21 protein-coding genes and 1 pseudogene are annotated in these 22,338 nt (G+C 67.5%); 11 read left to right on the top strand and 11 right to left on the bottom strand.

Translation table 11 applies throughout. From position 1 onward, the window contains the following. Positions 1 to 191: 191 nt before the first annotated feature. The 5 genes from K7G19_RS02485 to K7G19_RS02505 form a co-directional block, all read right to left on the bottom strand. A complete protein-coding gene (locus K7G19_RS02485; RefSeq protein ID WP_226105608.1) occupies positions 192 to 2,486 on the bottom strand; it encodes a xanthine dehydrogenase family protein molybdopterin-binding subunit in 2,295 nt (764 codons plus the stop codon). Beyond that, entirely contained in the window at positions 2,483 to 3,616 is a 1,134-nt protein-coding gene (locus K7G19_RS02490) for a xanthine dehydrogenase family protein subunit M (RefSeq protein ID WP_226105610.1), read from the bottom strand. The genes K7G19_RS02485 and K7G19_RS02490 overlap by 4 nt, the downstream gene beginning before the upstream one ends. Then, entirely contained in the window at positions 3,613 to 4,302 is a 690-nt protein-coding gene (locus tag K7G19_RS02495; RefSeq protein WP_226105612.1) for a (2Fe-2S)-binding protein, read from the bottom strand. The genes K7G19_RS02490 and K7G19_RS02495 overlap by 4 nt, the downstream gene beginning before the upstream one ends. Before the next feature lie 376 nt (positions 4,303 to 4,678). After that, on the bottom strand, positions 4,679 to 5,089 hold the full coding sequence (locus K7G19_RS02500) for a VOC family protein (RefSeq protein WP_226105614.1): 411 nt from the start codon (positions 5,087 to 5,089) through the stop codon (positions 4,679 to 4,681). Between the two features lie 137 nt (positions 5,090 to 5,226). Further along, positions 5,227 to 5,685, bottom strand: a complete 459-nt coding sequence (locus K7G19_RS02505; RefSeq protein WP_226105616.1) for a helix-turn-helix transcriptional regulator — start codon at positions 5,683 to 5,685, stop codon at positions 5,227 to 5,229. 194 nt (positions 5,686 to 5,879) lie between these two features. On the opposite strand from K7G19_RS02505, the gene K7G19_RS02510 reads away from it, so the two are divergent. The 9 genes and pseudogenes from K7G19_RS02510 to K7G19_RS02550 all read left to right on the top strand — a co-directional run bounded on the left by K7G19_RS02510 (position 5,880) and on the right by K7G19_RS02550 (position 14,292). Then, positions 5,880 to 7,193, top strand: coding sequence for a HAMP domain-containing sensor histidine kinase (locus K7G19_RS02510; protein ID WP_226105618.1), 1,314 nt, complete (start codon positions 5,880 to 5,882; stop codon positions 7,191 to 7,193). 95 nt (positions 7,194 to 7,288) lie between these two features. Then, positions 7,289 to 8,260, top strand: a complete 972-nt coding sequence (locus tag K7G19_RS02515; protein WP_226105620.1) for a TIGR03571 family LLM class oxidoreductase — start codon at positions 7,289 to 7,291, stop codon at positions 8,258 to 8,260. A gap of 138 nt (positions 8,261 to 8,398) precedes the next feature. Then, positions 8,399 to 9,379: a diacylglycerol kinase family protein gene (locus K7G19_RS02520; RefSeq protein WP_226105622.1), complete on the top strand. Its 981-nt coding sequence runs from the start codon at positions 8,399 to 8,401 to the stop codon at positions 9,377 to 9,379. 2 nt (positions 9,380 to 9,381) lie between these two features. Then, positions 9,382 to 10,179 (top strand): metallophosphoesterase, encoded by a 798-nt coding sequence (locus K7G19_RS02525; RefSeq protein WP_226106285.1) that lies wholly within the window; start codon positions 9,382 to 9,384, stop codon positions 10,177 to 10,179. 300 nt (positions 10,180 to 10,479) lie between these two features. Further along, on the top strand, positions 10,480 to 11,304 hold the full coding sequence (locus K7G19_RS02530; protein WP_149318344.1) for an alpha/beta fold hydrolase: 825 nt from the start codon (positions 10,480 to 10,482) through the stop codon (positions 11,302 to 11,304). A gap of 286 nt (positions 11,305 to 11,590) precedes the next feature. Beyond that, positions 11,591 to 12,550 carry a tripartite tricarboxylate transporter substrate binding protein gene (locus tag K7G19_RS02535; RefSeq protein WP_226106287.1) on the top strand — a complete coding sequence of 320 codons (960 nt, stop codon included), beginning with the start codon at positions 11,591 to 11,593 and terminating at the stop codon, positions 12,548 to 12,550. Between the two features lie 179 nt (positions 12,551 to 12,729). Next, positions 12,730 to 13,020, top strand: a complete 291-nt coding sequence (locus K7G19_RS02540) for a DUF1330 domain-containing protein (RefSeq protein WP_149318345.1) — start codon at positions 12,730 to 12,732, stop codon at positions 13,018 to 13,020. A gap of 50 nt (positions 13,021 to 13,070) precedes the next feature. Further along, positions 13,071 to 13,154 (top strand): annotated as a pseudogene (locus tag K7G19_RS02545) (antibiotic biosynthesis monooxygenase); the annotation flags it as partial. Positions 13,155 to 13,290: 136 nt separating this feature from the next. Next, positions 13,291 to 14,292, top strand: a complete 1,002-nt coding sequence (locus K7G19_RS02550; protein ID WP_226105624.1) for a zinc-binding dehydrogenase — start codon at positions 13,291 to 13,293, stop codon at positions 14,290 to 14,292. A gap of 90 nt (positions 14,293 to 14,382) precedes the next feature. Here K7G19_RS02550 and K7G19_RS02555 read toward each other — a convergent pair whose 3' ends face one another. From K7G19_RS02555 to K7G19_RS02580, 6 genes are all read right to left on the bottom strand, one after another. After that, positions 14,383 to 15,408: a substrate-binding domain-containing protein gene (locus K7G19_RS02555; RefSeq protein ID WP_226105626.1), complete on the bottom strand. Its 1,026-nt coding sequence runs from the start codon at positions 15,406 to 15,408 to the stop codon at positions 14,383 to 14,385. 122 nt (positions 15,409 to 15,530) lie between these two features. After that, positions 15,531 to 16,346: an SDR family NAD(P)-dependent oxidoreductase gene (locus tag K7G19_RS02560; protein WP_226105628.1), complete on the bottom strand. Its 816-nt coding sequence runs from the start codon at positions 16,344 to 16,346 to the stop codon at positions 15,531 to 15,533. 104 nt (positions 16,347 to 16,450) lie between these two features. Continuing rightward, the gene (locus tag K7G19_RS02565) at positions 16,451 to 17,260 is read right to left on the bottom strand and encodes an enoyl-CoA hydratase/isomerase family protein (protein ID WP_226105631.1); all 810 of its coding nucleotides are present in this window, start codon (positions 17,258 to 17,260) and stop codon (positions 16,451 to 16,453) included. A gap of 48 nt (positions 17,261 to 17,308) precedes the next feature. Beyond that, the gene (locus K7G19_RS02570) at positions 17,309 to 18,463 is read right to left on the bottom strand and encodes a thiolase family protein (protein WP_226105633.1); all 1,155 of its coding nucleotides are present in this window, start codon (positions 18,461 to 18,463) and stop codon (positions 17,309 to 17,311) included. After that, positions 18,460 to 18,888 (bottom strand): Zn-ribbon domain-containing OB-fold protein, encoded by a 429-nt coding sequence (locus tag K7G19_RS02575; protein WP_226105635.1) that lies wholly within the window; start codon positions 18,886 to 18,888, stop codon positions 18,460 to 18,462. Before K7G19_RS02575 ends, K7G19_RS02570 begins: the two co-directional genes overlap by 4 nt. Positions 18,889 to 18,973: 85 nt before the next feature. Continuing rightward, on the bottom strand, positions 18,974 to 19,966 hold the full coding sequence (locus tag K7G19_RS02580; RefSeq protein WP_226105637.1) for a tripartite tricarboxylate transporter substrate binding protein: 993 nt from the start codon (positions 19,964 to 19,966) through the stop codon (positions 18,974 to 18,976). 218 nt (positions 19,967 to 20,184) lie between these two features. Here K7G19_RS02580 and K7G19_RS02585 point away from each other — a divergent pair, with 218 nt between their 5' ends. Further along, on the top strand, positions 20,185 to 20,997 hold the full coding sequence (locus tag K7G19_RS02585; RefSeq protein ID WP_149318351.1) for an IclR family transcriptional regulator: 813 nt from the start codon (positions 20,185 to 20,187) through the stop codon (positions 20,995 to 20,997). Positions 20,998 to 21,118: 121 nt separating this feature from the next. Continuing rightward, complete coding sequence (locus K7G19_RS02590; RefSeq protein ID WP_149318352.1) at positions 21,119 to 22,267, top strand: acyl-CoA dehydrogenase family protein; 1,149 nt, start codon at positions 21,119 to 21,121, stop codon at positions 22,265 to 22,267. The last annotated feature ends 71 nt before the right edge of the window (positions 22,268 to 22,338 follow it).

Consider the following 22,338-nt stretch of genomic DNA (forward strand, 5'->3'; position numbering starts at 1 on the left):
GACTCGGCTTGCGACTCGCATCGATTTCTCCCGTTGGTTCTCGATTCTGTTCTGGAACGGCGCGGCGGCGCCGGCAAACATGCCGGCTCATTGTAGGGACGGGCGAGACGGGAGCGAAGCTGCAAATTGGCATGCGCATATGCGGCGAGCGCATATGCGCAACGAAAGGACTGCGTCCGGCGGTGGGCGATCTATCGCGCCATCACCTTGTCCGGCGTCATCGGCGTCGTCCGCAGGCGGCGTCCGGTGGCATGGAAGATCGCATTGCTGATCGCGGCTGCGACGCCGACGATGCCGATCTCGCCGACGCCCTTGGCGCCGATACGGCTGACGATGCGGTCGTCCTCCTCCACAAAGACGACGTCGATGTCGCGGATGTCGGCGTTGGCGGCAACGTGGTACTCGGCGATGTCATGGTTCATAAAGCGGCCCAGCGCATGGTCGGCATGGGTTTCCTCGAGCAGCGCCTGGCTGATGCCCCAGACCACGCCGCCGATCACCTGGCTGCGGGCCGTCAGCGGATTGACGATGCGGCCGGCGGCCACGGCGCTGACCACGCGCATGACGCGCACCAGGCCCAGCGCCTCGTCGACGCGCACCTCACAGAACACGGCCGAATGCACCGCCCGCACGGTCTTCTTCTGTTCGGCGAGGTTCGGCACCAGCAGGTAGCGCACTCCCAGTTGCGCCTTGCCGTGGGCCGACAGCAGTTCGGTCAGCGGCATGGCGACGGCGGGATCGGCGCGCAGGCAGATCATTCCGTCCCGAAACGCGACCTGTTCGAAAGTGCAGCCCTGGAAGCGGCCGTTGCGCTGTCCCCGTGCCAGGCGCCACAGCTGGCGTTGCAGGCGTTCGCACGCGCCATCGACCGCCGAGCCGACCGTCGCCACATGCGAGGAGCCGCCCTCGATCGGCGCGAACGGCAATTCCGAATCGCCCAGGCGGAACACCACGCGCTCCAGCGGCAGGCCCATCGCCGAGGCGGCGATCTGCGTCATGGCGGTATAGGTGCCGGTGCCGATGTCGCTGGCCGCGCTGGCGACCTCCAGCGTGCCGTCCGCATGCAGCGTGGCGCTGGCGCGCGCGGCCATCTGCATCGCGTCCCAGGTGCCGGTGGCCATGCCCCAGCCGACCAGTTCATGGCCGTCGCGCATCGAACGGGGCTGCGGGGAGCGCTTGGCCCAGCCGAAGCGCCGCGCCCCTTCCTCGTAGCATTCGCGCAGCGACTTGGTCGAGAAGGGCAGGCCCTTGTTGCCGTCGCGCTCGGCGTAGTTTGCGAGCCGCAGCGCCAGCGGATCCATGCCGACGGCGTACGACAGCTCGTCCATCGCGACTTCCAGCGCATGCACGCCGTGGGCGGCGCCCGGCGCGCGCATGTCCATCGGCGTGTAGTGGTCCAGGTCGACCAGCCGGTATTTCAGGCGGACGTTCTCGCTGGCGTAGAGCTGCCCGGACCAGTTCGCGACCACCTCGACGTAGTCCTCGTGCCGCGACGTTTCTGCCGCGACCTCGTGGATCACGGCCTTCAGCCGGCCGTCGGTGTCGGCGGCGAGCCGGACGCGTTGCCACGTTTCGGGACGATGGCCGAAGGTGAACATCTGCTGGCGCGACAGCACCACGCGCACCGAGCGCTGCAGCTTCAGCGCCGCCATCACCGCCACCAGCAGCTGGTACTGCGGGCGCAGGCCGGAGCCGAAGGCGCCGCCGACGAACTGGTTGCGCACCACGACCTTGCGCTTGGGCAGGCCGAACACGCGCGACACCATCCAGCGGCAATTCTGCGAGCCTTGGGTCTTGTCGTGGATCAGCAGATGGCCGCGGCTGTCACGGATCACGGTGCTGGCGTGCATCTCCATCGGGTTGTGGTGCTCGACGCCGGCGTAGTACTCGGCATCGATCTTGACCGGCGCGGCTTCGAAGGCCGCGTCGGCGTCGCCCTTGGGCTTCGGCGTGGGCGAATAGCCGGCCTTCAGCGACGAGGGCTCGTGGCTGCGCTGCAGGTTCGCGAGCAGGTTGGTTTCGTGCGGCGCGGCCTCGTATTCGACCTGCACCAGCATCGCGGCATAGCGCGCCAGCTCGAAGGTTTCCGCCACCACCAGCGCGACCGGCTGGCCGCTGTAGTGGATCTGGTCGTCATACAGCGGCCGGAACGGCGAGCCGGCCGGGGCGGTCATGTCCTTGTAGAACAGCCGCAGCGAACGGACCTTGGGGCGGTTCTCATGCGTGATTACATCGAGGACGCCCGGCACCGCCAACGCCCGGCTGGCGTCGATCGACACGATGCGCCCGCGCGCGACGGTGCTGTTGACCACCACGCCATAGGCCAGGTCCGGCGCGGGATGTTCGGCCGCATAGCGGGCGTGGCCGGTCACCTTGGCGACGCCGTCGATGCGCGGCGTCGGCGTGCCGATCCCGGACTGCCCGGAGCCGGGCACTGCCATCGGCTGCTGATTCTCGTCGATCGGTTCGAGCACGGTCTTGGTCATGCCAGCGTCTCCTCGCGGCAAGCGTCCTGCCCGGTGTTGGTCAGGATGCCGGCTGCCGCCATTTCCAGGGCGTGCACGATGGCACGCTCGGCCAGTGGAATCTTGAAGGCGTTGTTGGGGCCGCCTTCCGGCAGGCTTTCCGCCAAGCCTTCCGTCACGCCAGCCGGCCAGCTTTCCGGCAGGGCGGGACCGCCCCAGGCACGCGCTTCGCGCAGGATGAAGCGGGCCGCCTCGGCGAAGGCTTCGGCGTCCGCCGGCTTGCCGACCAGCAAGCCCTCGGCCTCGGTGTCGCGCCAGGGCTTGTGGGCGACGCCGCCCAACGCGAGCCGGGCCGCGCGGATGCGGCCGTCGGGCCCGAGGTCGAGGGCCGCCGCCACCGACACCAGCGCAAAGGCATACGACGCGCGCTCGCGCACCTTCAGATAGCAGCTGTGGGCGGCGAAGGCCTCCGCGGGCGGCAGCGACAGGTGCGTAATGATTTCGTCGGGCGCCAGCGTGGTATCGACATCCGGCCGGTCGCCGGGCAGCCGATGGAATTCGCCGAAGGGAATCTCGCGCGTGCCATTGACCGATTCGACATGGACGGTCGCGTCCAGCGCGGCCAGCGCCACGCACATGTCGGACGGGTGGGTGGCGATGCAATGCTCGCTGGCGCCGAGAATCGCGTGCTGGCGGGCCAGTCCCGTCGCCGCCGGACAGCCGGTGCCCGGCGCGCGCTTGTTGCATGGCACGCCGGCATCGTAGAAGTAGTAGCAGCGCGTGCGCTGCAGCAGGTTGCCGCCGTTCGTCGCCATATTGCGGATCTGCGGCGAGGCCCCGGCCAGGATGGCGGCGCGCAGCAGCGGATAGCGCTCGCGCACCAGCGGATGCTCCGCGGTATCGGCATTGCGGGCCATCGCGCCAAGATGCAGGCTGCCGTCGGGCTGTTCCTCGATCTCGGCCAGCGGCAGCAGGCCCAGGTCGACCAGCGCGACGGGGCGCATCACGTCCACCTTCATCAGGTCGACCAGATTGGTGCCGCCCGCCAGGCAGCGTGCGGAGGCGTTGCCCTCCGCGCGCTCGGCGGCTTCATGGATCAGGGCGAGCGCCGCGGGCACGGTGTCGGCGCGTTCGTAGTGGAACGGGTTCATGGCGTCGGCTCCGATGGCGTCGAAGACGATGGCGTCGATGGTCCCGCTTCCAATGACGCCGATGACGGGGTTGCGCCGGCCGCCGTGCGGTTCCCTTCGCCTTCGCCTTCGCCTTCGTCTTTGCCTTCGCCCCGCGCCGTGCCGTGCCCGTTCAGCACCACGCGCGACACGGCCTCGACGATCTGCGGATAGGCGCCGCAGCGGCACAGGTTGCCGCTCATCCGCTCGCGGATCTCCGGCACGTTGCGGGGAGGCGTTTCGTTCATCAGCCCCGCCGCCGAGCACAGCTGGCCCGGCGTGCAATAGCCGCACTGGAAGGCATCGCATTCGATAAAGGCCTGCTGCAGCGGATGCAGGCCGCGCTGGTCGCCGGACAGGCGGGCCAGTCCTTCGACGGTCGTGATGTCGGCCTGGTCGTAGGCCACCGCCAGCGCCAGGCAGGCGTTGATGCGGCGCCCGTCTGCAAGAATCGTGCAGGCGCCGCACTGGCCGTGGTCGCAGCCCTTCTTGGTGCCGGTCAGGTCCAGCTGCTCGCGCAGCAGGTCCAGCAGCGTGACCCAGGGCTCGACGTGCAGCGTGTAATCCGCGCCGTTGATGCGCAGGCGTACCGGCAGCCGCGGGGGCAGGGCGCGCGGCGGGTTCGGGCCCGGGGAGGCGGTGATCGGTTTGGGCTCGGGTGCCAGCATGTCGGTCCTCCGTGTTTCGCCATCGGCGCCCCGGCGAAAGCGGAGCACTCTGGGCGGCCACGCAAGGGCTGCGCCAAGGCGGCGGGACCGGCGGCAGGCCGTCGAGCGGGTACGGAATCGGAGGTAAACGTGCGCCGTGCTACATCCGCGACCGGCGCTGGGGCCGGTGTGGGCCCGCTCGAGCCGGTGCGGGCCGGTGCGTATGGGCGCGGCGATGCAATCCCGGCGGGTAGCAATTGGAAAAAACGGTCGGAAAAAACGGCGATCGTTGCGCGGCGGATGCCCATCCCGGTTGGCATTGGCTACGCCGGAACGGCAGCCAAGGCGAAGTGGCCGGCTCGACCGAAGGCGAGCCAGCCTCCACGCCGAGCGAGCCCTACTTGCGCTGCTGAATCCGGATCATGTTGCCGGCCGGATCGCGCACGCCGAGATCGCGCACGCCGTAGGGTTGGTCGGTCGGCTCCTGGACGATCTCCGCGTCGCAGTCCTGCAGGCGCTGGAACACCGCGTCGAGGTCCTTGGCGCCAAGCAGCAGCATCGCGAAGGTGCCCTTGGCCATCATCTCGGCGATGGTGCGCTTTTCCTGGTCCGTGACCCCCGGCGTGGCGTTGGGCGGGTACAGCACGATGGACGTCTCGGGTTGGTCCTTCGGGCCGACGGTGATCCAGCGATGGTCGCCAAAGGCGACATCCTTGCGGACCTCGAAGTCGAGCGTGTCGCGATAGAAGGCCAGCGAGGCCTCCGGGTCGGCGTGGGGCAGGAAGGTCGAGTGAATCGTGATATCCAAGATCAGTCTCCGTGATGGGCAATCGAGCGTTTGGCCGCGGGCGTCTTCGCCGTCGCGGGAGTCGCCGGAGTCGCGGTTGAGGCGGTTGTCGCGGCCGAATCGGTCGTCGCGGCAGGGTCCGGACCCTGGACGGCAGTCTAGACGGACGCCTGTTCCCCCGCTTCTCGATTCCTGATCGGTCGCGTCACCTGCCTGGCGACGCAGGACGGGATACCCTCGGCCTGGCTCGCGTAGTCGCGCCGGTAAACGCTGGGCGGGACGCCGACCAGCTCGGTGAAGCGGGTGCTGAACGTGCCCAGCGACGAGCATCCGACCGCGAAGCAGACCTCGGTCACGCTCAGGTCGCCGCGGCGCAGCAGCGCCATCGCGCGCTCGATGCGCCGCGTCATCAGGTAGGCATAGACAGATTCGCCATAGGCCAGCCGGAACTGCCGGCTCAGATGGCCCGCCGACATATGAACGCCCTGAGCCAGCGCTTCGACGTCCAAGGGCTGGGCGTAGTCCCGGTCGATGCGATCGCGGACGCGGCGCAGGCGGGCGAGGTCACGGAGGACGGTGTCGGTGGGGGTGGAGGGGGCGGGAGGGACGGCAGGCATCGCCGTATGCTGCCATGCGCGCTGCGCACCCTCAACCGGTGCCTGCCCGGATCGGCGCGCGTCAATTGGCATCGGAGAGCCGATCGCCCACACTTCAGCCGTGAACTCCACCGGAGTCGGACATGGCCAAATCTGCTGCCATCGGATCGCTGCATCGCCGTCTGAGCCTGTCCCTTGGCAGTCTCGCGCTGCTGGTGGGATTGCTGGGCGGGATCGGCGCCTGGATCGTCGTCCACCAGGCCGCCGCCGAGTTCAACGACGACTTGCGGCAGGCTGCCGCCGCCATCCAGGCCGCGCCGCCAGTCATGCCGGCACCGTCCCACGGCAAGCCGCCGGCGGCGCCCCCCGTGCTGGTGCAGACCTGGGGGCCGGGGGACGGCGTCCGGCCGCGACACAGCAGCGCGCCATGGGTGCCGCTTCCAAAGGCGCAGCTTGGCTTCTCCGACGTGGAGACCGGCGGGATCGTCTGGGACGTGTTTGCGCTGCAGGCCGGCGATGCCTACATGCAGATTGCCCAGCAGCGGGAGGTTCGGACGGCCAATGCCCGGCGCGTGGCGGCATGGGCCGTGATTCCGGTCGTGGTGTTGCTGCCGGTGCTGGTGTGGGCGATCCGCGTCAGCGTCAGGGACGCGCTGCGGCCATTGAGCGTGATCGGCGAGCGTGTGGCGCAGGCCGACCTCAATCACCTGGAGCCCGTCGATACCGGCACGGCGCCCGAGGAACTGCGACCCTTTCTCGAATCGGTCAACCGGATGATGGTCCGGCTATCCGGGCTGATCGACACGGAGCGCAGCTTCATCGCAAATGCCGCGCATGAACTGCGGTCGCCGCTGACCGCCCTGCAGTTGCAGGTCGAGAACCTGATCCACGCGCCGCGCGACCACATCGACGAACAACTGGAAGAGCTGCGCCGCGGCATCCGTCGCACGGGAACCCTGATCGCCAAATTGCTCGAACTGGCCCGCGCGGAAATCGGCACGCCCCGCGCGCTGGATAACGTGGCAGTGGCCGCGGTCGTCAGCGATGTCGTGACCGACCTGCTGCCGCTCGCCGTCGACCGCGGCGTCGACCTGGGCGTGGAGCGGCTCGACGAGGTGCGGCTCGCCGCCACGGAGACGGACCTGCGCATGCTGATCAAGAACCTGGCGGACAACGCCATCCGGTATGGCGGCCGGGGAGGGCGGGTGGACCTGAGCGTGCGCCGCGAGGAAGGGGAAGGGGAAGGCAAAGGCAATGGCGATGTCGTGATCGAAGTGGCCGACACCGGGCCGGGCATTCCCGAGGCCGCGCGCCTGCGCGTGTTCGAGCGCTTCTATCGCGGCGGCGCGACCGACGAAGAGGGCAGCGGGCTCGGGCTCGCCATCGTGCAGACGATTGCAGGCAATCTCGGCGGCCGCGTCGATCTGATGGGACGTGCGGATGGCCGGCCGGGGCTGGTGGCGAGGGTGGTATTGCCGCTGCGGACCGCGCCGCCCGCGGCGAATCCGGCCACGGCGGCCACCGCATGACATGACGGGGCTTCTGTCCGAACGAGACCTCACCGAAGGCAGCGCGCCGCGACGCGTGGCATCATCCGTCCGAGACCAACCCTGACGGATGGACCATGTCCGGCTTCAGCACTTCAGGCGCCCAGCAGCACGCACCACTCGCGCTCTTTCGCGAGCACGCACTGTCGATCGGCCTCGTGATGCCGCTGCTTCGCGAGGGACAGACGGTGCCCGACTACGCCGGGCAACTCGATTTGGCCCAGCGGGCGGATGCGGCGGGGTTCCGTGCCCTGTGGGTCCGCGACGTGCCGCTCAACAGCGCGGACTATCCCGACCCGATCGGCCATCTCGATCCCTGGGTGTTCCTCGGGGGACTGGCCACGCGCACGCGCCGCGTGATGCTGGTCAGTGGTGCGGTGGTCCTGCCATTGCGCCATCCCTTGCATATCGCCAAGGCGGCGATCTCCGTGCAGGAGCTGTCTGGAGGACGCTTTGTTCTCGGCCTTGGCTCCGGCGATCGTCCGCCCGAATACGCGGCGTTCGGGCAGGACGGCAACGCGCGGCGGGAGCTGTTCCGCCAGCATTGGGAGGTCGTCGGTGCGGCGGTCGGGCTGCCGTCGCACGTGGTGCCGGATCGCGAGGCCGACGATGGGACCGCGTTCTACCTGCTGCCGCGCCAGCAGCGCGCAGTGCCATTGCTGGCGGTCGGTTCTGGCGGACAGAGCGTGGACTGGATCGCCCGGCATGCCATCGGCTGGATGACCTACCACCGCGATCCCGCTACCCAGCGGGACCGGCACAGCATGTGGCGCGCGGCCTGCGAGCGCTCCGCGCCGGGACGTTTCCGCGCCTTCGGCGTGGCGGTCCGCCTCGAATTGAGCGAGAACGCATTGGAACCGCCGACGGCATTGAATCTTGGATACCGGACTGGTGCGCAGCCTCTCGTTGCCATACTCGAAGAGATGCGCGCCGCCGGCGTCCATCACGTGGCGCTCAACATCACCAATTCGCAGCGGCCGGTCGAAGAGGTGCTCGACGAACTGGCGCAAGCCGTATTGCCGGTGTTTCACCACGGAGAGAACGCATGACGATGGATGACCGAGCGATGCCGGCACGATGCATGATGCAACGTAGGGGCGCGTTGCCCGCTGCGGGCCCGGTGTGGCCGGCTTCCCCAGCGCAAGGCTGGAGTTGTCCTGGTTCGCAGCCGCAGGTATCTTCTTCCCATGCCTGACGCAGCCGCTAGCCCAAAGGCCGAGCCCATCGCCACCTTGTCCGGCAATGAACCGCTCTTCATCGTCTTCAACGCCGGCTCCGGCAGTGATGACGCCGTGGAGACGCGAAGGAAGATCGAGCAGCGACTGGACGAGGCGGGACGCGTCTATACCATCTTCACGGTCGATCGGCCCAAACATTTGCCGCAGATCGCCGAGATGGCCGTCGCACGCGCCAGGCAGGCCGACGGCGTGGTGGTCGCAGTGGGTGGCGACGGCACCTTGAACGCGGTGGCGGCAACCGTGTTGCCGACGGGGCTGCCTTTCGGCATCCTGCCGCGCGGCACGTTCAATTACTTCGGCCGGACCTATGGCATCTCGCGGGAAACCGACGAGGCCGTGGCCAGCTTGCTCGATGCCCGCATCGAACCAGTACAGGTCGGTCTGCTCGATGGGCGGCCGTTCCTTGTCAATGCCAGCCTGGGGCTGTATCCGCAGCTGCTGGAAGACCGCGAGGTCTACAAGCAGATGCTCGGCCGGCGGCGCTGGGTGGCGCTGCTGTCGGCCCTCGTCACGCTGATGCGCACGCCGGCGCAGCTGACGCTCGAGCTGCTGTCCCATGGGCAACACCAGGTGTTGCGCACCCCGACGCTGGTGGTCGGCAACAACAGCTTGCAGCTCGAGCAGATCGGGATTCCGGAAGTCGCCCATCTGGAAGAGGGCCGTCTGGTGGCGATGCTGGCGAAGCCGGTGGGCACGCTGGCCTTGTATGGGCTGCTGCTGATGGGGGCGATGGGGCGGCTCGGCGATGCCTCGCGCGTCATCAGCTTCGGCTTTGAAGCGCTGACCGTGCGCGTTCGCGGCCGCCGGCGCATCAAGGTGGCGATGGATGGCGAGATTCACTGGGCTCGCACGCCGCTGCATTTCTCGGTGTCTCCGAAGCGCCTGCAGTTGCTGGTTCCGCGAGACACGAGCCGGTTGGATCGCTCATGAGCGTGGCCCGCGTCCTGCACCTGTCCGACACCCATTTCGGTACCGAGCAAGCGCCCGTCGTGGAGGCCGTGCTGGCATTGGCGCGCGAGCTATTGCCGGAGGTCGTCGTGCTGTCGGGCGATATCACGCAACGGGCGAGAGCGGACCAATTCGCCGCGGCGCGCGCGTTTCTGTCCAGGCTGGGACTACCGACGCTGGTCATCCCCGGCAATCACGATATTCCGCTCTTCAACGTGGCGGCCCGGATCTGGAATCCCTATGGCGGCTACCGGCGCGCGATCGGTATGGCGCTCGAGCCCGTCTTCAGCAATGAACGGGTCCTCGCGATCGGCGTGAATACCACCAGGCCATCGCGGCACAAGAACGGCGAGGTGTCGCGCGAGCAGATCGACCGCGTCTGCACGCAGCTTCGCCAGGCGCGGCCGGAACAGCTGCGTATGGTCGTGGTGCACCAGCCGGTGCGCGCCGTCGTCGAGTCGGATACCGCCAATCTGCTGATCGGGCGCGATGCGGCGGTACCGGCGTGGGTGGATGCCGGCGCGGACATGGTGCTGGGCGGGCATATCCACCTGCCGTACGTGGTGCCGCTGCCGACGAATTCAGGCCGCCGTGCCTGGGCGGTACAAGCCGGCACGGCGGTATCGCACCGGGTGCGCGGAACAATCCCCAATTCGGTGAACGTGATCGAGCACCACGTGGAAGGTGGAAGACGCCATTGTCGCGTTCAGCGGTGGGATTACGACGCGAGCGGCGGGGCGTTCGTCACCGTGGATAACAAGGTCCTCGAACTCAGCCGGTAAGCGTGGTCGGGAATCGGCCGGCTTGCTGGCGGTCACGCCTGGCCCGTACGGCTACCGGTACGGATCGGCGTCCTTGCCGATGGGCCGCTCAATGACTAATCTTCCTGTCACACCAGATCGGGCGGAACGCGGTTGCCGTCGACCCGATCGACTTCAGCCCGAGCTCTCCCAAACCGTTCCGCTTCGCTTCTTCGCCTCTGGCCTGCGGCCATTGCGCGCCCGTAGCGCTGTCGGCCCGCGGCGATGCTCGCGCACTCTGCAAAGCCGGGGTAAAGCCAGCAAGCCGAAAGGAGCAACACCATGGGCATGATCGCGACCAAGGATGGCACCGAGATTTTCTACAAGGATTGGGGGGAGGGGCAGCCGATCGTCTTTCACCACGGCTGGCCGCTGAGCGGCGACGACTGGGACGCCCAGATGCTGTTCTTCCTCGGCAAGGGCTACCGCGTCATCGCCCATGACCGGCGGGGGCACGGCCGCTCGACGCAGGCGGCAAGCGGCCACGACATGGACCACTATGCCGCGGACGTTGCCGCGATGGTGGAGCACCTGGATCTGCGCGACGCGATCCATATCGGCCATTCAACGGGCGGGGGCGAGGCAACCCGTTATGTCGCCCGCCACGGCAAGGGACGCGTCGCCAAGCTGGTGCTGATCGGTGCGGTGCCGCCGCTGATGGTCAAGACGCCGGCCAATCCCGGTGGACTGCCGATCGAGGTGTTCGACGGCTTCCGCCAGCAGTTGGCGGCCAACCGCGCCCAGTTCTATCTCGATGTCGCCGCCGGGCCGTTCTACGGTTACAACCGTCCGGGGACGACGGCACAGGACGGTGTGATACGCAATTGGTGGCGGCAGGGCATGATGGGCGGCGCCAATGCGCACTACCACGGCATCAAGGCGTTTTCTGAGACCGACTTTACGGAAGATCTGCAGTCGATCGACGTGCCGACGCTAGTGATGCACGGCGACGACGACCAGATCGTTCCCATCGCGGACTCTGCCTTGCTGTCGGTCAAACTGCTGAAGCAGGGCACCCTCAAGGTCTACGAGGGCTTCCCGCACGGCATGTGTACCACGCATGCGGACATCATCAACGCGGATCTGCTCGACTTCGTCAGGGCGTGAGTCCCGCCTCGCCGTCCCTGGCGCCGGCCGCGAGCCAGTGCCGGGGGCGGGCGGCGCAATACGCCCAGCCTTTCGCGGTGCCTAACTGCCTGTTCGCCAGTGTCGAATTCCAGCGCTGTAGCAGACCGTCTATGTTATGAGTTGGCCAAAGAGCCGCGCTGCATAACACAGGAGACAAGGAATGAAGGCATTCCGCTGGATGCGGCAGGCGCTCGCCTGCCAAATCGGAAAGACGGGCACCACGCCTGGCAGTCAGACGCAGTCGTTCACGCCGCGCCGTCGCGCCATGCTGCTCACTACGCTGGCGGCGGGCCTGTTGGCCGGTGCCGTGGCGCCAGCGCGCGCCGACACCTGGCCATCTCGTCCGATCCAATTGCTGATTCCCTATCCGCCCGGTGGCAGCGCCGATCTGCTGGCTCGTCCGGTGGCCGCCAAACTGCAGGAGCGGCTGGGGCAGCCGGTCGTGCTGGAATATCGTCCAGGCGCCGGCGGCACCATCGCCACGCAGGCGCTGGCGCGCGCCAAGCCGGACGGACACACGCTGATCATGGTGCTGGCGGCCCATGCGATCAACGCCAGCCTGTATCCCAGGCTGCCGTACGACACCCGCAAGGACTTCGCCCCGGTGTCGCTGGTGGCCAACCTGCCGCTGATCGTGGCCGGCAGTCCGTCGCTGCGCGCCAATACCATCGGCGAACTGATCGCCGAGGCGAAGGCCGCGCCCGGCAAGCTCACGTTCGGCTCGGCCGGCAACGGCAATACCGGCCATCTCGCCGGCGAACTGTTCAATTCGATGACCGGCGTCAGGATGACCCATGTCCCGTACAAGGGCAGCGCCCCGGTCGTGACCGCCATGCTGGCCGGGGAGGTGCAACTGACCTTCGACAGCATCTCCACCTCGATGCCGCATATTCGCAGCGGCAAGCTACGCGCCCTTGCGGTGACCAGCGGCAAGCGGGCCGCGCTGGCCCCGGACGTCCCCACGCTCGCTGAGGCCGGCGTGCCGGGCTTCGACATCAACGGTTGGTACGCGATACTCGCCCCGGCCGGGACCCCGCCGGCGGTGGTGGACCGGCTCAGCAAGGAGATCGCCACGGTGATCGCCGAGCCCGGGATGAAGAAGCAGTTGGCGGCCAACGGCTATGAACCCGTCGGCTCGACGCCGGCCGCGCTCGGCGCGCATATCGATGCCGAGATCGAGCGCTGGAGCAAGGTCGTCAAGGAGTCGGGCGCGCGGTTGGAGTAGGGCGTATCGCTGTGGTCCGTCGGCGGGGCGCCGCTGACCCGTTGGTCCGGGTTTCTGGTCCGAGCTTCTGGTCCGAACTTTTCCGTCGTACGTTATAGACTTGTCTGGACGCCTGACCGGGATGCTCGCCGGAGCGCCTTGGCGGCATGGCAAGTCAATGTCGAACGATGGGGGATGACATGGCCAAGGGTTATTGGATTGCGATGGTCGATATTGCCGATATGGCCGGCTATCAGAAATACATCGCTGCCAACAAGGCAGTATTCGAAAAATTCGGCGGGCGTTTTCTGGTCCGCAATGGCGAGAAGACCGTCGTCGAAGGCAATCCGCGGTCGCGCGTGGTGGTGATCGAGTTCGACAGCTACCAGCGCGCGCTCGAATGCTACCGGTCGCCGGACTATCAGGCATTGATCGCGCTGCGTGCGCCTTGCTCCGAGGCGGATCTGGTCGTCATCGAAGGGTACGAATGACGTCCGTGCGAGATGATCCGCGGTTCTTCGGCGGTGCTGCAGGGCCGTTCATGTTTGCGTCGACTTTCATCTTTCCGGCGGGTCAATACGACGAGGAATTCCATCGCCTCGATCAGCAGATTGCCGACGTGGCTTGATTTGTGCGGCGGTCGATGTCGATATCGCCGCCTGGGAGGAGGCGCTGCGCATCAATGTCACATCGATGGTGCTGATGCGGGGGCGACGGCCGGCCGCCACGCATATTGACGACGAACCAGACTGGAGCCGCTCATGAGCACGGCCACCACCATGCAAGCAGTGATCTGCCGGAACGGCGCGCCCGTATGCGCGCGGGTGCCGGTACCCGAGACCGGCCCGGACGAGGTGCTGGTCAAGGTGCAGGCGTGCGCGCTCAACCGCGCGGACCTGGCCATGGCCGCTGGCGCGAAGCATGGCGCCCTCGGCGGCGAGGGCGCCGTGCTTGGCATGGAGTGGTCCGGCGTCGTGGTTCGTACAGGCGCCAGGGTGCCGTCGCTGCGCCCCGGACAACGTGTGATGGGCTCCGGCCGCGGCGCCTTCGCCGAATACGCCGTTGCCGACCGCGGTCGCGTGCTGCCCCTGCCAGAGGGCAGCGATGATCCGCGACAGGCCGCCTGCCTGCCGGTCGCGCTGCAAATCATGCACGATGCGCTGGTGACCCACGGCGGCCTGGGCGCAGGCAATGCCGGGCAGTCGGTGTTGATCCTCGGCGCATCGAGCGGCGTGGGGCTGATGGGGCTGCAGATCGCGCGGGAAATGGGAGCGGCGCTGGTCATCGGCAGCTCCACCCAACCGGAGCGGCGTGCCAGGCTGGCGGAGTTCGGCGCCGATCTGGCGGTGGACACACGGGACCCGACCTGGCCGGACCAGGTTCTGCAGCATACCGGGGGCAACGGTGTGGACATCGTCGTCGACATGCTGGCGGGGCCGACGCTCAATGCCTCGATGCGGGCCACTGCGCTGGGCGGCACCATCGTCAATGTCGGCCGGCTGGCCGGCAAGCAGGCGGAATTCGACTTCGACCTGCACGCGCTGCGCCGTATCCGCTTTGTCGGCGTCACCTTCCGCACGCGCACCGCGCAGCAGGTGCGCGAGATCACCGGGCGCATGCTGCGCGACCTTTCCGGCGCGCTCGAGCGGGGCGCACTGCGGCTGCCCATCGATTGCGAATTCCCGCTCGAACAGGCCTCGCAGGCGCTGCGGCACATGCGCGCCAACGGGCATTTCGGCAAGATCGTGCTGACTGTGCGTTGAGGGTGCGTTGAGGGTGCGTTGACGGCGCGTTGACTGCGCGCTGACTGTGCGCGGACTACCAGGTAACGGTGCGCCGGCGGCAGTGATTCCCTAGCGACGCGCCCCACAGGATTCGCGCAGCACCAGTTCGTAGGCGACCCGCTCGTGGCGCGGCGGCGCTGGCCGATCCTGGCCGTCGCGCTCGGCGATGCGCTTGAGCAGCAACTCCGCCGCCATGTCGGCCACATCATCGACCGGCGTGCGCAATACCGTCAGCGGCGGGTCGTAGGTTTGCGCGAATTCGGTGTCGCCGATGCCGATCACCGAGATATCGTCCGGCACCCGCAAGCCCTGCTTGCCGATGGCGCGCAGCGTGCTGGTCAGCGTCTGCGTGCCCTGCACCAGGAAGGCGGTGGGCGGATCGGCCTCGCGCAGCAGCCTGGACACGTCGTCGAAGGCCGAACTGGTTGGCGTGGCTTCCTGGATGATCAGGTCGGGCACAGGCAGGCCGGCCTCCTTGAACGCCGCGCGATAACCCTGGATACGGCGGCGCACCGGCCGGCTCTTGACTTGCCAGAGCGCCAGTGCGATGCGCCGGTGGCCCAGCGACAACAGGTAGGCGATGGCTGCCTTCACTCCGTTGACGTGGTCGAACAGCACGGCATCCGCATCGACGTCCATGTCGCGGTCGTAGATCACCGCCGGCATGGTCAGGCCGCGCACCGCGTCCAGCACGCCGGCATGCCGCTCGTTGCCGGGGGCGATGATGACACCGTCCATGCCGCGCAGCTGGAACGTGCGCAGAATGTCGATTTCCCGCTGGGGGTCGTTCAGGCCATTGGCGAGCAGCAGCATATAGCCATCGCGGCGCAAGCGCTCTTCCAGCGAGTGGAATGCGCGCGCGTAGAGCGGGTTGGTGACATCGGAGAACATGCACCCGATCGTCTTGCTGGTGCGCGAACGCAACGTCTGGGCAGCGTGGTTGGGCTGGTAGCGCAACGCGGAGATCGCACGCTCGACCTTTGCCTTGACTTGCGGGGTGACATTGGCCGCGCCGTTGATCACTCGCGAGGCACTACCAACCGAAACGCCGGCCAGGGCGGCGACGTCCCGGATGCTGATCTGCTTGTTCGCCATGAGGCTCCTTCGATTCGGCGAAAGTATAGCGCCAGACGATCGATCGAAGGAGTCCGCACGGCGGTGCCAAGGGGCAGGCCAGTCCCCCCGCCGTGCGGCCTTGCGGCATGGCTGTGCGCGGCTTACAGCATCACGAAACCGCCCGAAGCACCCAGGGTCTGCCCAGTAACGAACAGGGCTCGCTCGGATGCGAGGAACGCCACCACGCCGGAGACGTCTTCCGGACGGCATAGCCGTCCAAGGCCTTTGGCGATCGGATAGAGATTGAGCATCTTGCCCAGCCGTTCGTCGTTGTCGACGGTCGCCCCGACGCTGAGCGGGCCGTCCTTGATGCCGGCATGGGAGACCGCCCCTAGCGCGACCGAATTGACGGTGATCCGGTGGCGCCCATGCTCGCGTGCGATGGCCTTGCCGAACGCGGCGATGGCCGCCTTGGCGCCGGAATAGACGGCCAGCTGGGCTTCACCGACACGGCCCGCCTCGGAGATGATATTGACGATGCGTCCTCCGCCGTGCTGGATCATGCCGGGCAGCACCGCGCGGCAGCAATACATGGTGCCGTAGACATTGAGGTCGACCACCTTGGCCCAGTCGGCCACCGGCATGTCCAGGAACAGCGGGGTACGGCCACCTTTTTCGCGGCGCTCGGGCACGATTCCGGCGTTATTGACCAGCACGGAAATCGGTTTGCCGAAATGTTCGGCGGCAAGCCGCACCATGGCGTCGACCTGCTCCGGCCTGGTGATATCGGCGGGAGCGGCCAGCGCCCGCCCGCCGGCCGCTTCGATCTCGCCTGCCACTGCCTGCGCGCGCTCTGCGAACAGATCGTTGACTACGACCGCGGCGCCTTCGCCGGCCAGTTCGATGCAGATCTGGCGGCCCACGCCCTGGCCACCGCCGGTCACCAGCGCGACCTTTCCTTCCAATCCTAGATTCATCAGTTGTCTTCCGTTGTTGTGCCGTGCGCGGCGTGACGGCAACGTTGCCGCGGAGGCCGCTGCACAGCGTGTCGTGGTCAATCCTGTCCTTTGTGCCGGCCCGCCTAGCGTCCGGTGAACACCGGCTTGCGCTTCTCCACGAACGCCCGCATGCCTTCCTTGCGATCGTCGCTGTCGACGATCATCGCCGCTGCATACCGTTCGAACTCCAGTCCGGAGTCCAGGTCGGTCTGCAAGCCCCGGTCGATTGCCTGCTTGGCGAAGCGCACCGCCAGAGGCGGCTGCGCGGCGATGCGCTGGGCCAATGCCAGCGCGGCCGGCATCAGCTCCTGCTGTGGCAGTACCTGCGTCACGATGCCGTAGCGCAGCGCCGTTTCCGCATCGATCAGATCGGAGGTGAACACCAGTTCCTTGGTGCGGGCCGCGCCGATCAGGCGGGGCAGCCGCTGCGTTCCTCCCGCGGCCGGGATCACGCCAAGCTTGACCTCGGGAAGGCCAAAACGCGCGGCATCGCTGGCGATACGGATATCGCAGCACAGCGCCAGCTCGAGGCCGCCGCCCAGCGCTACGCCATTGATCGCGGCGATCACCGGCTTTTCGAATGTCTCGATATTGCGGAACAGCTCGTGGGTGGCCCGCTGGGCGAAGAAGTATTCGGTGCCGCGCATCTGGTTGCCGGCGCGCTCCTTGATATCCGCGCCAGCGCAGAAGGCGCGGTCCCCCGCGCCCGTCAGCAGCACGGCGCCTACCCGCGGGTCTTCGCGTGCGTATTGCAGGATGGCCCGCGCAAGGTCCGGCTTCATGGTGCCGCCCAGCGTATTCATCCGCTCCGGTCGGTTCAGCGTGACGATGGCGACGTTCTCGCGCACTTCGTAGCGCAAGGTCTCGAGTGGGGGCAGCGTTGGCTCTGTCATGCGTGTTTCCTCTGGTGATATGGCATCCGGGTCGCCGTGACCGCTGGCTCAGCGGGCCGGCGCGGCGAGCACGTGCGCGATGGCGACCGATCCGAGCCCGATCATGTGAGCCATGCCCAGCCGTGCGCGCTCGTGCTGCCGGCCGCTGGCCTCTCCGCGCAATTGCCGTGTCAGTTCGGCGATCTGACCAATCCCGGTCGGGCCAAGTGGGTGACCCATGCCGATCAGTCCACCGGACGCATTGATGGCGCAGCGTCCGTTGATGGCCGAGCTGCCCCGCGCCAGGTAGGCGGCGCCTTCGCCGGGCTCGCAGACGCCGATGGCCTCGCTGTAGAGCAGTTCCTCCACCGAGAAGGCGTCATGCAGTTCAAGCAGGTCCAGGTCCGTGGGCGACACCGCGGCCTGCTCGCAGGCCGACCTGGCGCTCGCCTTCACCAGCTCGAGCGCACCGTCGCCGTACTCGCTCTCGTCGCGCTCGCTGTTGGCGCTCGACGCCAGCACCCGCACGCAGCGCCCGGCATCCAGCCCGAGCCGCCTCAGCGCCTGTCCCGATACCACCAGCACCGCCGCGGCGCCGTCGCCGCGCGGGCAGCATTGCTGCACGGTCAGGTCGCCAACCACCTTGGGGGAAGCGAGCACCTGCTCGAGCGTGCGCGGCTTGCGGAACTGCGCGAAAGGATTGCGTGCCGCATTGCCGTGGTTCTTGACCGCCACAGCGGCCAGCGAGTGGATGTCGGCCCCTCGCTCGCGCAGATAGCGGCGCGCCATCATGGCGAACTTCACCGCCGGGATGGTCGCGGTATCCGAGAGCCGTTCCAGTCCGTCCTTGTTGGCCGCCCGCCGCCCGTCGCCATGCTTGTCCACCCCGATCGCGAGCACCACGTCGCTGATGCCGCCAGCCACCTCCTGGCAGGCCTGGCGGAAGGCGAAGGAGCCGGACGCGGAGGCGTTCTCCACCTGCGTCACGGCAAGCCCGGTGGAGCCGAGATGGCGCAGCATCACGCGGCCGGCGGCCATGCCGATCGACGTGGTCCCCACATAGGCACTCTGGACCTGGTCGAAGCGCAAGCCGGCATCGGCCAGGGCCGCGCGCACGGCGGTCAGGCCCAGATGCGTGTAGGGCGTGTCGTTGGGGAATTGATAGGGATGCAGGCCGATGCCGGCCACGTAGACCCCACCATTGCCGTCGATCCAGCTGCTCATCGGATTGCCTCCTGCGCGGGAACGAAGGCGCAGCGGTACGACTGGCCGTCTTGCTGGAAGACCGCCACCGCCTTGACGGCCATGCCGGGGCGAAGCCCGGCTTCGTCGGGCACACCGATCACGCCCTGTTCCACGATGCCGTCGGCAAGGCGGATATCGCCGGCGATGGCCGGCAAGGCCATGTCGGGTGCCAGCGCGACATGCAGCGTGACATATTCGAGCAGCGTGCCGCCGCCTGGCTGCGTCACGCGTTCGGCATCGTCCATGGCCGAGCCGCAATGCGGGCAACCGGGCGAGTTGGCCGGAAAGGCGAGCCGCTGGCAGCGATTGCAGCGGGCATAGTGGAAGTCCAGCGAGTGGCCATCGGCGGCCAGCCGGTAGAGGGATGGGTGCCGCGGGCGCGGCTCGGTCGAGGCTAGGGTCATGAGATGACGGAGGTGGGCGATCAGCAGGTGGAGCAGAAAAAGGTATGGCGGCGGACGGTGCGCACAGCGCAGGGCGTACGGGGCGTCATTGGAGCGTGGCGCCGGACTGGCGAACCACCTCGCGCCAACGCACCATTTCGGACTTGACCATCGACTGCAGCCGCGTATCGCGAATGTCCGTCAGCGGCGTGCTGCCGAACTTTTCGGTGATGGCCAGCATTTCCGGGGAGGCGATGGCACGGGCGATCTCGTCGCCGAGCCGCCTGGCGATTTCGGGAGGGGTCTTGGCAGGCATGAAGACCGCGCTCCATGCACTGGTCTCCGCGCCCGGATAGCCCGCTTCCGCGATGGTGGGCACATCGGGCACGACTTTGAGCCGCGATTTGGCCGTCACGACAAGGGGGCGAAGCTTGCCGGCCTGGATCAGGGGCATGACGACGACCGGGTAGTCGAACATCAGATTCACGTTGCCGGCCGTCAAGTCGTTCAGCGCCGGATTGCTGCCCTTGTAGGGAACGTGGGTCATCTCGATGCCAGCGGCCTTCTGGAACACCTCTGCCGTCAGATGGGTACCGGTGCCGGGGCCGGCCGAGGCGAAGTTCAGCTTGCCGGGATGGGCCTTTGCGTAGGCGACGACATCGGCCACGGTCTTGAACGGCTGGCTGGCATTGACCACCAGGATCAGCGGCGTGGTGGAGATGCCGTGCACCGGCACGAAATCCGCGATCGGGTCGTAGCGCAGGTTCTTGTAGAGCGCGAGGTTGGCCGCATGCGTGCCCTGCGTGCCGTAGATCATCGTGTAGCCGTCCGGTGGCTGTCGCGAGGCCGCTTCGACGCCAATGGAGCCGCCTGCGCCGGGCTTGTTGTCCACCACCACCGGCTGGCCGAGCTGTTCCCCCAGCTTCTTCGCCAGCATGCGCGACACGTTGTCGGTGATGCCACCCGGGGTGAACGGCACCACGAAGGTGATCGGCTTGCTGGGCCAGTTCGCTGGTGCGCCCTGGGCTGACGTCGCGCCGGGCGCGAGCACTGCAGCCGCGGCGAGCGCTCCGGCCAATGCATGTCCAAGGGTCTGCATGAGGTGTCTCCTTGTCGTTTTGCGTTTGTAATTGTCTACGGCATGTCGTACTATAGGCCAGCATTTCGTAGATATACAAGTTGAAAAGTCGAGCAGCGAACGCAGGCGCGGCGGAGGAATCCCGGCGCATTTGTACAGGACCGCGGCGGGAAGCAGGGCGGATGTAGTCGATCGATGTGGCTATAATTCGTGAGTCATTACGAAATTTCGGAGACTCCATGCCGACCCTTGTACCAGCCGCCGCCCGTACCATGGCCTTGCTCGAAGTCTTTGCGCGCGAGCGACGCGAACTCTCGAACTCGGACCTGGCGCGCCTGATGGACCTGCCGGAAAGCAGCTGCTCGGACCTGCTTCACACCTTGCACGAGCTGGGCTACCTGGTACGCACTGCCCGCAGCAGGCGCTTCTATCCCACCGCGCGGCTGCTCAGCATTGCTCAGGAGATATCGTCGAGCGATCCGCTCTATGCGGTAGGCGCCGAAGCATGCGAACTGCTGCGGGACCGTACCGGTGAAACCGGATTGTTCGGCCGCATCGAGGGCGGCGTCGTGCGGGTGCTGGCATTTACCGAGGGTCGCCATCCGCTGCGCTATATGCAGAACGTCGGGGACAAGCTGGCCTTGCATGTGTCGGCGCTTGGCAAGGCGATCCTCGCGCTGGGCACGCAGGAGGAAGCGGCGCGCCAATTGCGGCTCAAGCCGCTGAAGAAGATCGCGCCCGGCACGATCACCGACCTGTCGGTGCTGGAAGCACAGGTAGCGAAGGCGCGCCGGCAGGGGTGGATCTGGGTGGAAAACGAGGGTGGCGACGGGCTCGGCGCGATGGCCGTGGCCGGCTATGTCGGCGGCGAACCCCTGTCGCTGTCGATCGCCGGACCCGTCGACCGCCTGCGTGCCAACAAGGACGCCATGCTGCAGGCCTTGCGCGAGGTGCAGGCCCTGGTGTTTCGTCCGGAGCCCGACGAGGGAGTGGCCTCGCCGCCCGCGACGGCGGCGCGCAGGACAGGCAGGGCGAGGGCACCAGCCGTGTAGGGAGCGCCCCGCCGGGAAGGACGCAAAGGGTTAGCGGTACGCCATGGCGTACCGCCATCATGGAAGCCATCGGGGCGGCCTTCGTGGCGGCCAACGGGCAACAAGACAAAGGAGACACCCCATGCATTTCGTACCGGACAACGAGCAGGTGCTGTTGCGCGACAGCATCCGTCGCTACATGAAGAGCGAGGTCGCGCCGCTGGTGGCCGAACATGACAAGGCACATACCTTTCCCTTTGAAATCCTCAAGGGGTTGTCTCAGTTCGGCTATATCGGCGGCCGCCTGCCCGAGTCCGAGGGCGGCATGGGGCTGGACCACGTTACGTGGGGCATGCTGATGGAAGAGGCGGGCTACGCCTGGCTGTCGCTTCGCACCATGCTCAACATCACCAACGGCGGCATCCTGAAGCTCGCCAGCGAAGGCACGCCGGAGCAGAAGACGCGCTTCCTGCAACCATTGCTGCGTTCCGACCGCCGTTGCTGCACCGCGATCTCCGAGCCCGGAACGGGCTCGAACATCGCACAGATCCAGACGCGTGCGGACCTGGTCGGCGACGAGTACGTGCTCAATGGCCGCAAGCTGTGGATCACCAATGGCTACTTTGCCGATTTCGCCATCGTGGTGGCGCGCACCTTCAGTCCCGATTGCGACGGGCAACTGTCCACCTTCATCGTCGAGCGGGATGTGACGCCGTATGAAGTGCGGCGCGTGGACACCATGGTGTTGCGCAGCACCGGTACCGCGGAGCTCAACTTCGACAACGTACGCATTCCGCGCGCCAACCTGCTTGGCACGGAGGGCAGCGCCCTCAAGCGGATGCTCAAGGGACTCGATGCCGCCCGGGTCAATATCGCCATGGGCGCGGTGGGCGCGGCCCAGGCTGCGCTCGACCTGTCGATCGACTATGCCCGCACGCGCACGCAGTTCGGCCGCCCCATCGGCAGCTTCCAGCTGGTGCAGAAGCATATCGTCGACATGACGGTCCGCGTCGAAGCCGCGCGCGCGCTCGGCTACCGCGCAGCGGCGGCCCTGGACGCCAACCAGGACGCGCGCACCGCTTGCTCGATCGCCAAGCTGTACGCCACCGAGGCAGCCCACGAGGTCGCCGATATGGCACTGCAGGTCCATGGCGGCCTGGGTTACGCCACCGACTATCCGATCGAGCGCATCTTCCGCGATACGCGCGGCGGCACCATTCCCGAAGGGACCACCGAGGTACAGACACTGATCGTCGGCCGGGAGATTCTCGGCATGTCGGCCATTGCCTGATCACGCGCCCGCGCTATTGCGCCGGCCTGCTGCCATCGTCACGGGCGCCCCATCGCGGCTGCCCGGGCGAC

The organism is Cupriavidus sp. DB3, assembly GCF_020418465.1.
In the GTDB taxonomy this organism is placed as follows: Bacteria; Pseudomonadota; Gammaproteobacteria; order Burkholderiales; family Burkholderiaceae; genus Cupriavidus; species Cupriavidus cauae.

Bases quoted from the DNA above. Each gene is read 5' to 3' on its own strand.
- K7G19_RS02485 (WP_226105608.1), bottom strand. From the start codon at position 2,486: ATGACCAAGACCGTGCTCGAACCGATCGACGAGAATCAGCAGCCGATG.
- K7G19_RS02490 (WP_226105610.1), bottom strand. From the start codon at position 3,616: ATGAACCCGTTCCACTACGAACGCGCCGACACCGTGCCCGCGGCGCTC.
- K7G19_RS02495 (WP_226105612.1), bottom strand. From the start codon at position 4,302: ATGCTGGCACCCGAGCCCAAACCGATCACCGCCTCCCCGGGCCCGAAC.
- K7G19_RS02505 (WP_226105616.1), bottom strand. From the start codon at position 5,685: ATGCCTGCCGTCCCTCCCGCCCCCTCCACCCCCACCGACACCGTCCTC.
- K7G19_RS02515 (WP_226105620.1), top strand. From the start codon at position 7,289: ATGTCCGGCTTCAGCACTTCAGGCGCCCAGCAGCACGCACCACTCGCG.
- K7G19_RS02520 (WP_226105622.1), top strand. From the start codon at position 8,399: ATGCCTGACGCAGCCGCTAGCCCAAAGGCCGAGCCCATCGCCACCTTG.
- K7G19_RS02530 (WP_149318344.1), top strand. From the start codon at position 10,480: ATGGGCATGATCGCGACCAAGGATGGCACCGAGATTTTCTACAAGGAT.
- K7G19_RS02535 (WP_226106287.1), top strand. From the start codon at position 11,591: ATGCTGCTCACTACGCTGGCGGCGGGCCTGTTGGCCGGTGCCGTGGCG.
- K7G19_RS02540 (WP_149318345.1), top strand. From the start codon at position 12,730: ATGGCCAAGGGTTATTGGATTGCGATGGTCGATATTGCCGATATGGCC.
- K7G19_RS02550 (WP_226105624.1), top strand. From the start codon at position 13,291: ATGAGCACGGCCACCACCATGCAAGCAGTGATCTGCCGGAACGGCGCG.
- K7G19_RS02555 (WP_226105626.1), bottom strand. From the start codon at position 15,408: ATGGCGAACAAGCAGATCAGCATCCGGGACGTCGCCGCCCTGGCCGGC.
- K7G19_RS02560 (WP_226105628.1), bottom strand. From the start codon at position 16,346: ATGAATCTAGGATTGGAAGGAAAGGTCGCGCTGGTGACCGGCGGTGGC.
- K7G19_RS02565 (WP_226105631.1), bottom strand. From the start codon at position 17,260: ATGACAGAGCCAACGCTGCCCCCACTCGAGACCTTGCGCTACGAAGTG.
- K7G19_RS02570 (WP_226105633.1), bottom strand. From the start codon at position 18,463: ATGAGCAGCTGGATCGACGGCAATGGTGGGGTCTACGTGGCCGGCATC.
- K7G19_RS02575 (WP_226105635.1), bottom strand. From the start codon at position 18,888: ATGACCCTAGCCTCGACCGAGCCGCGCCCGCGGCACCCATCCCTCTAC.
- K7G19_RS02580 (WP_226105637.1), bottom strand. From the start codon at position 19,966: ATGCAGACCCTTGGACATGCATTGGCCGGAGCGCTCGCCGCGGCTGCA.
- K7G19_RS02585 (WP_149318351.1), top strand. From the start codon at position 20,185: ATGCCGACCCTTGTACCAGCCGCCGCCCGTACCATGGCCTTGCTCGAA.
- K7G19_RS02590 (WP_149318352.1), top strand. From the start codon at position 21,119: ATGCATTTCGTACCGGACAACGAGCAGGTGCTGTTGCGCGACAGCATC.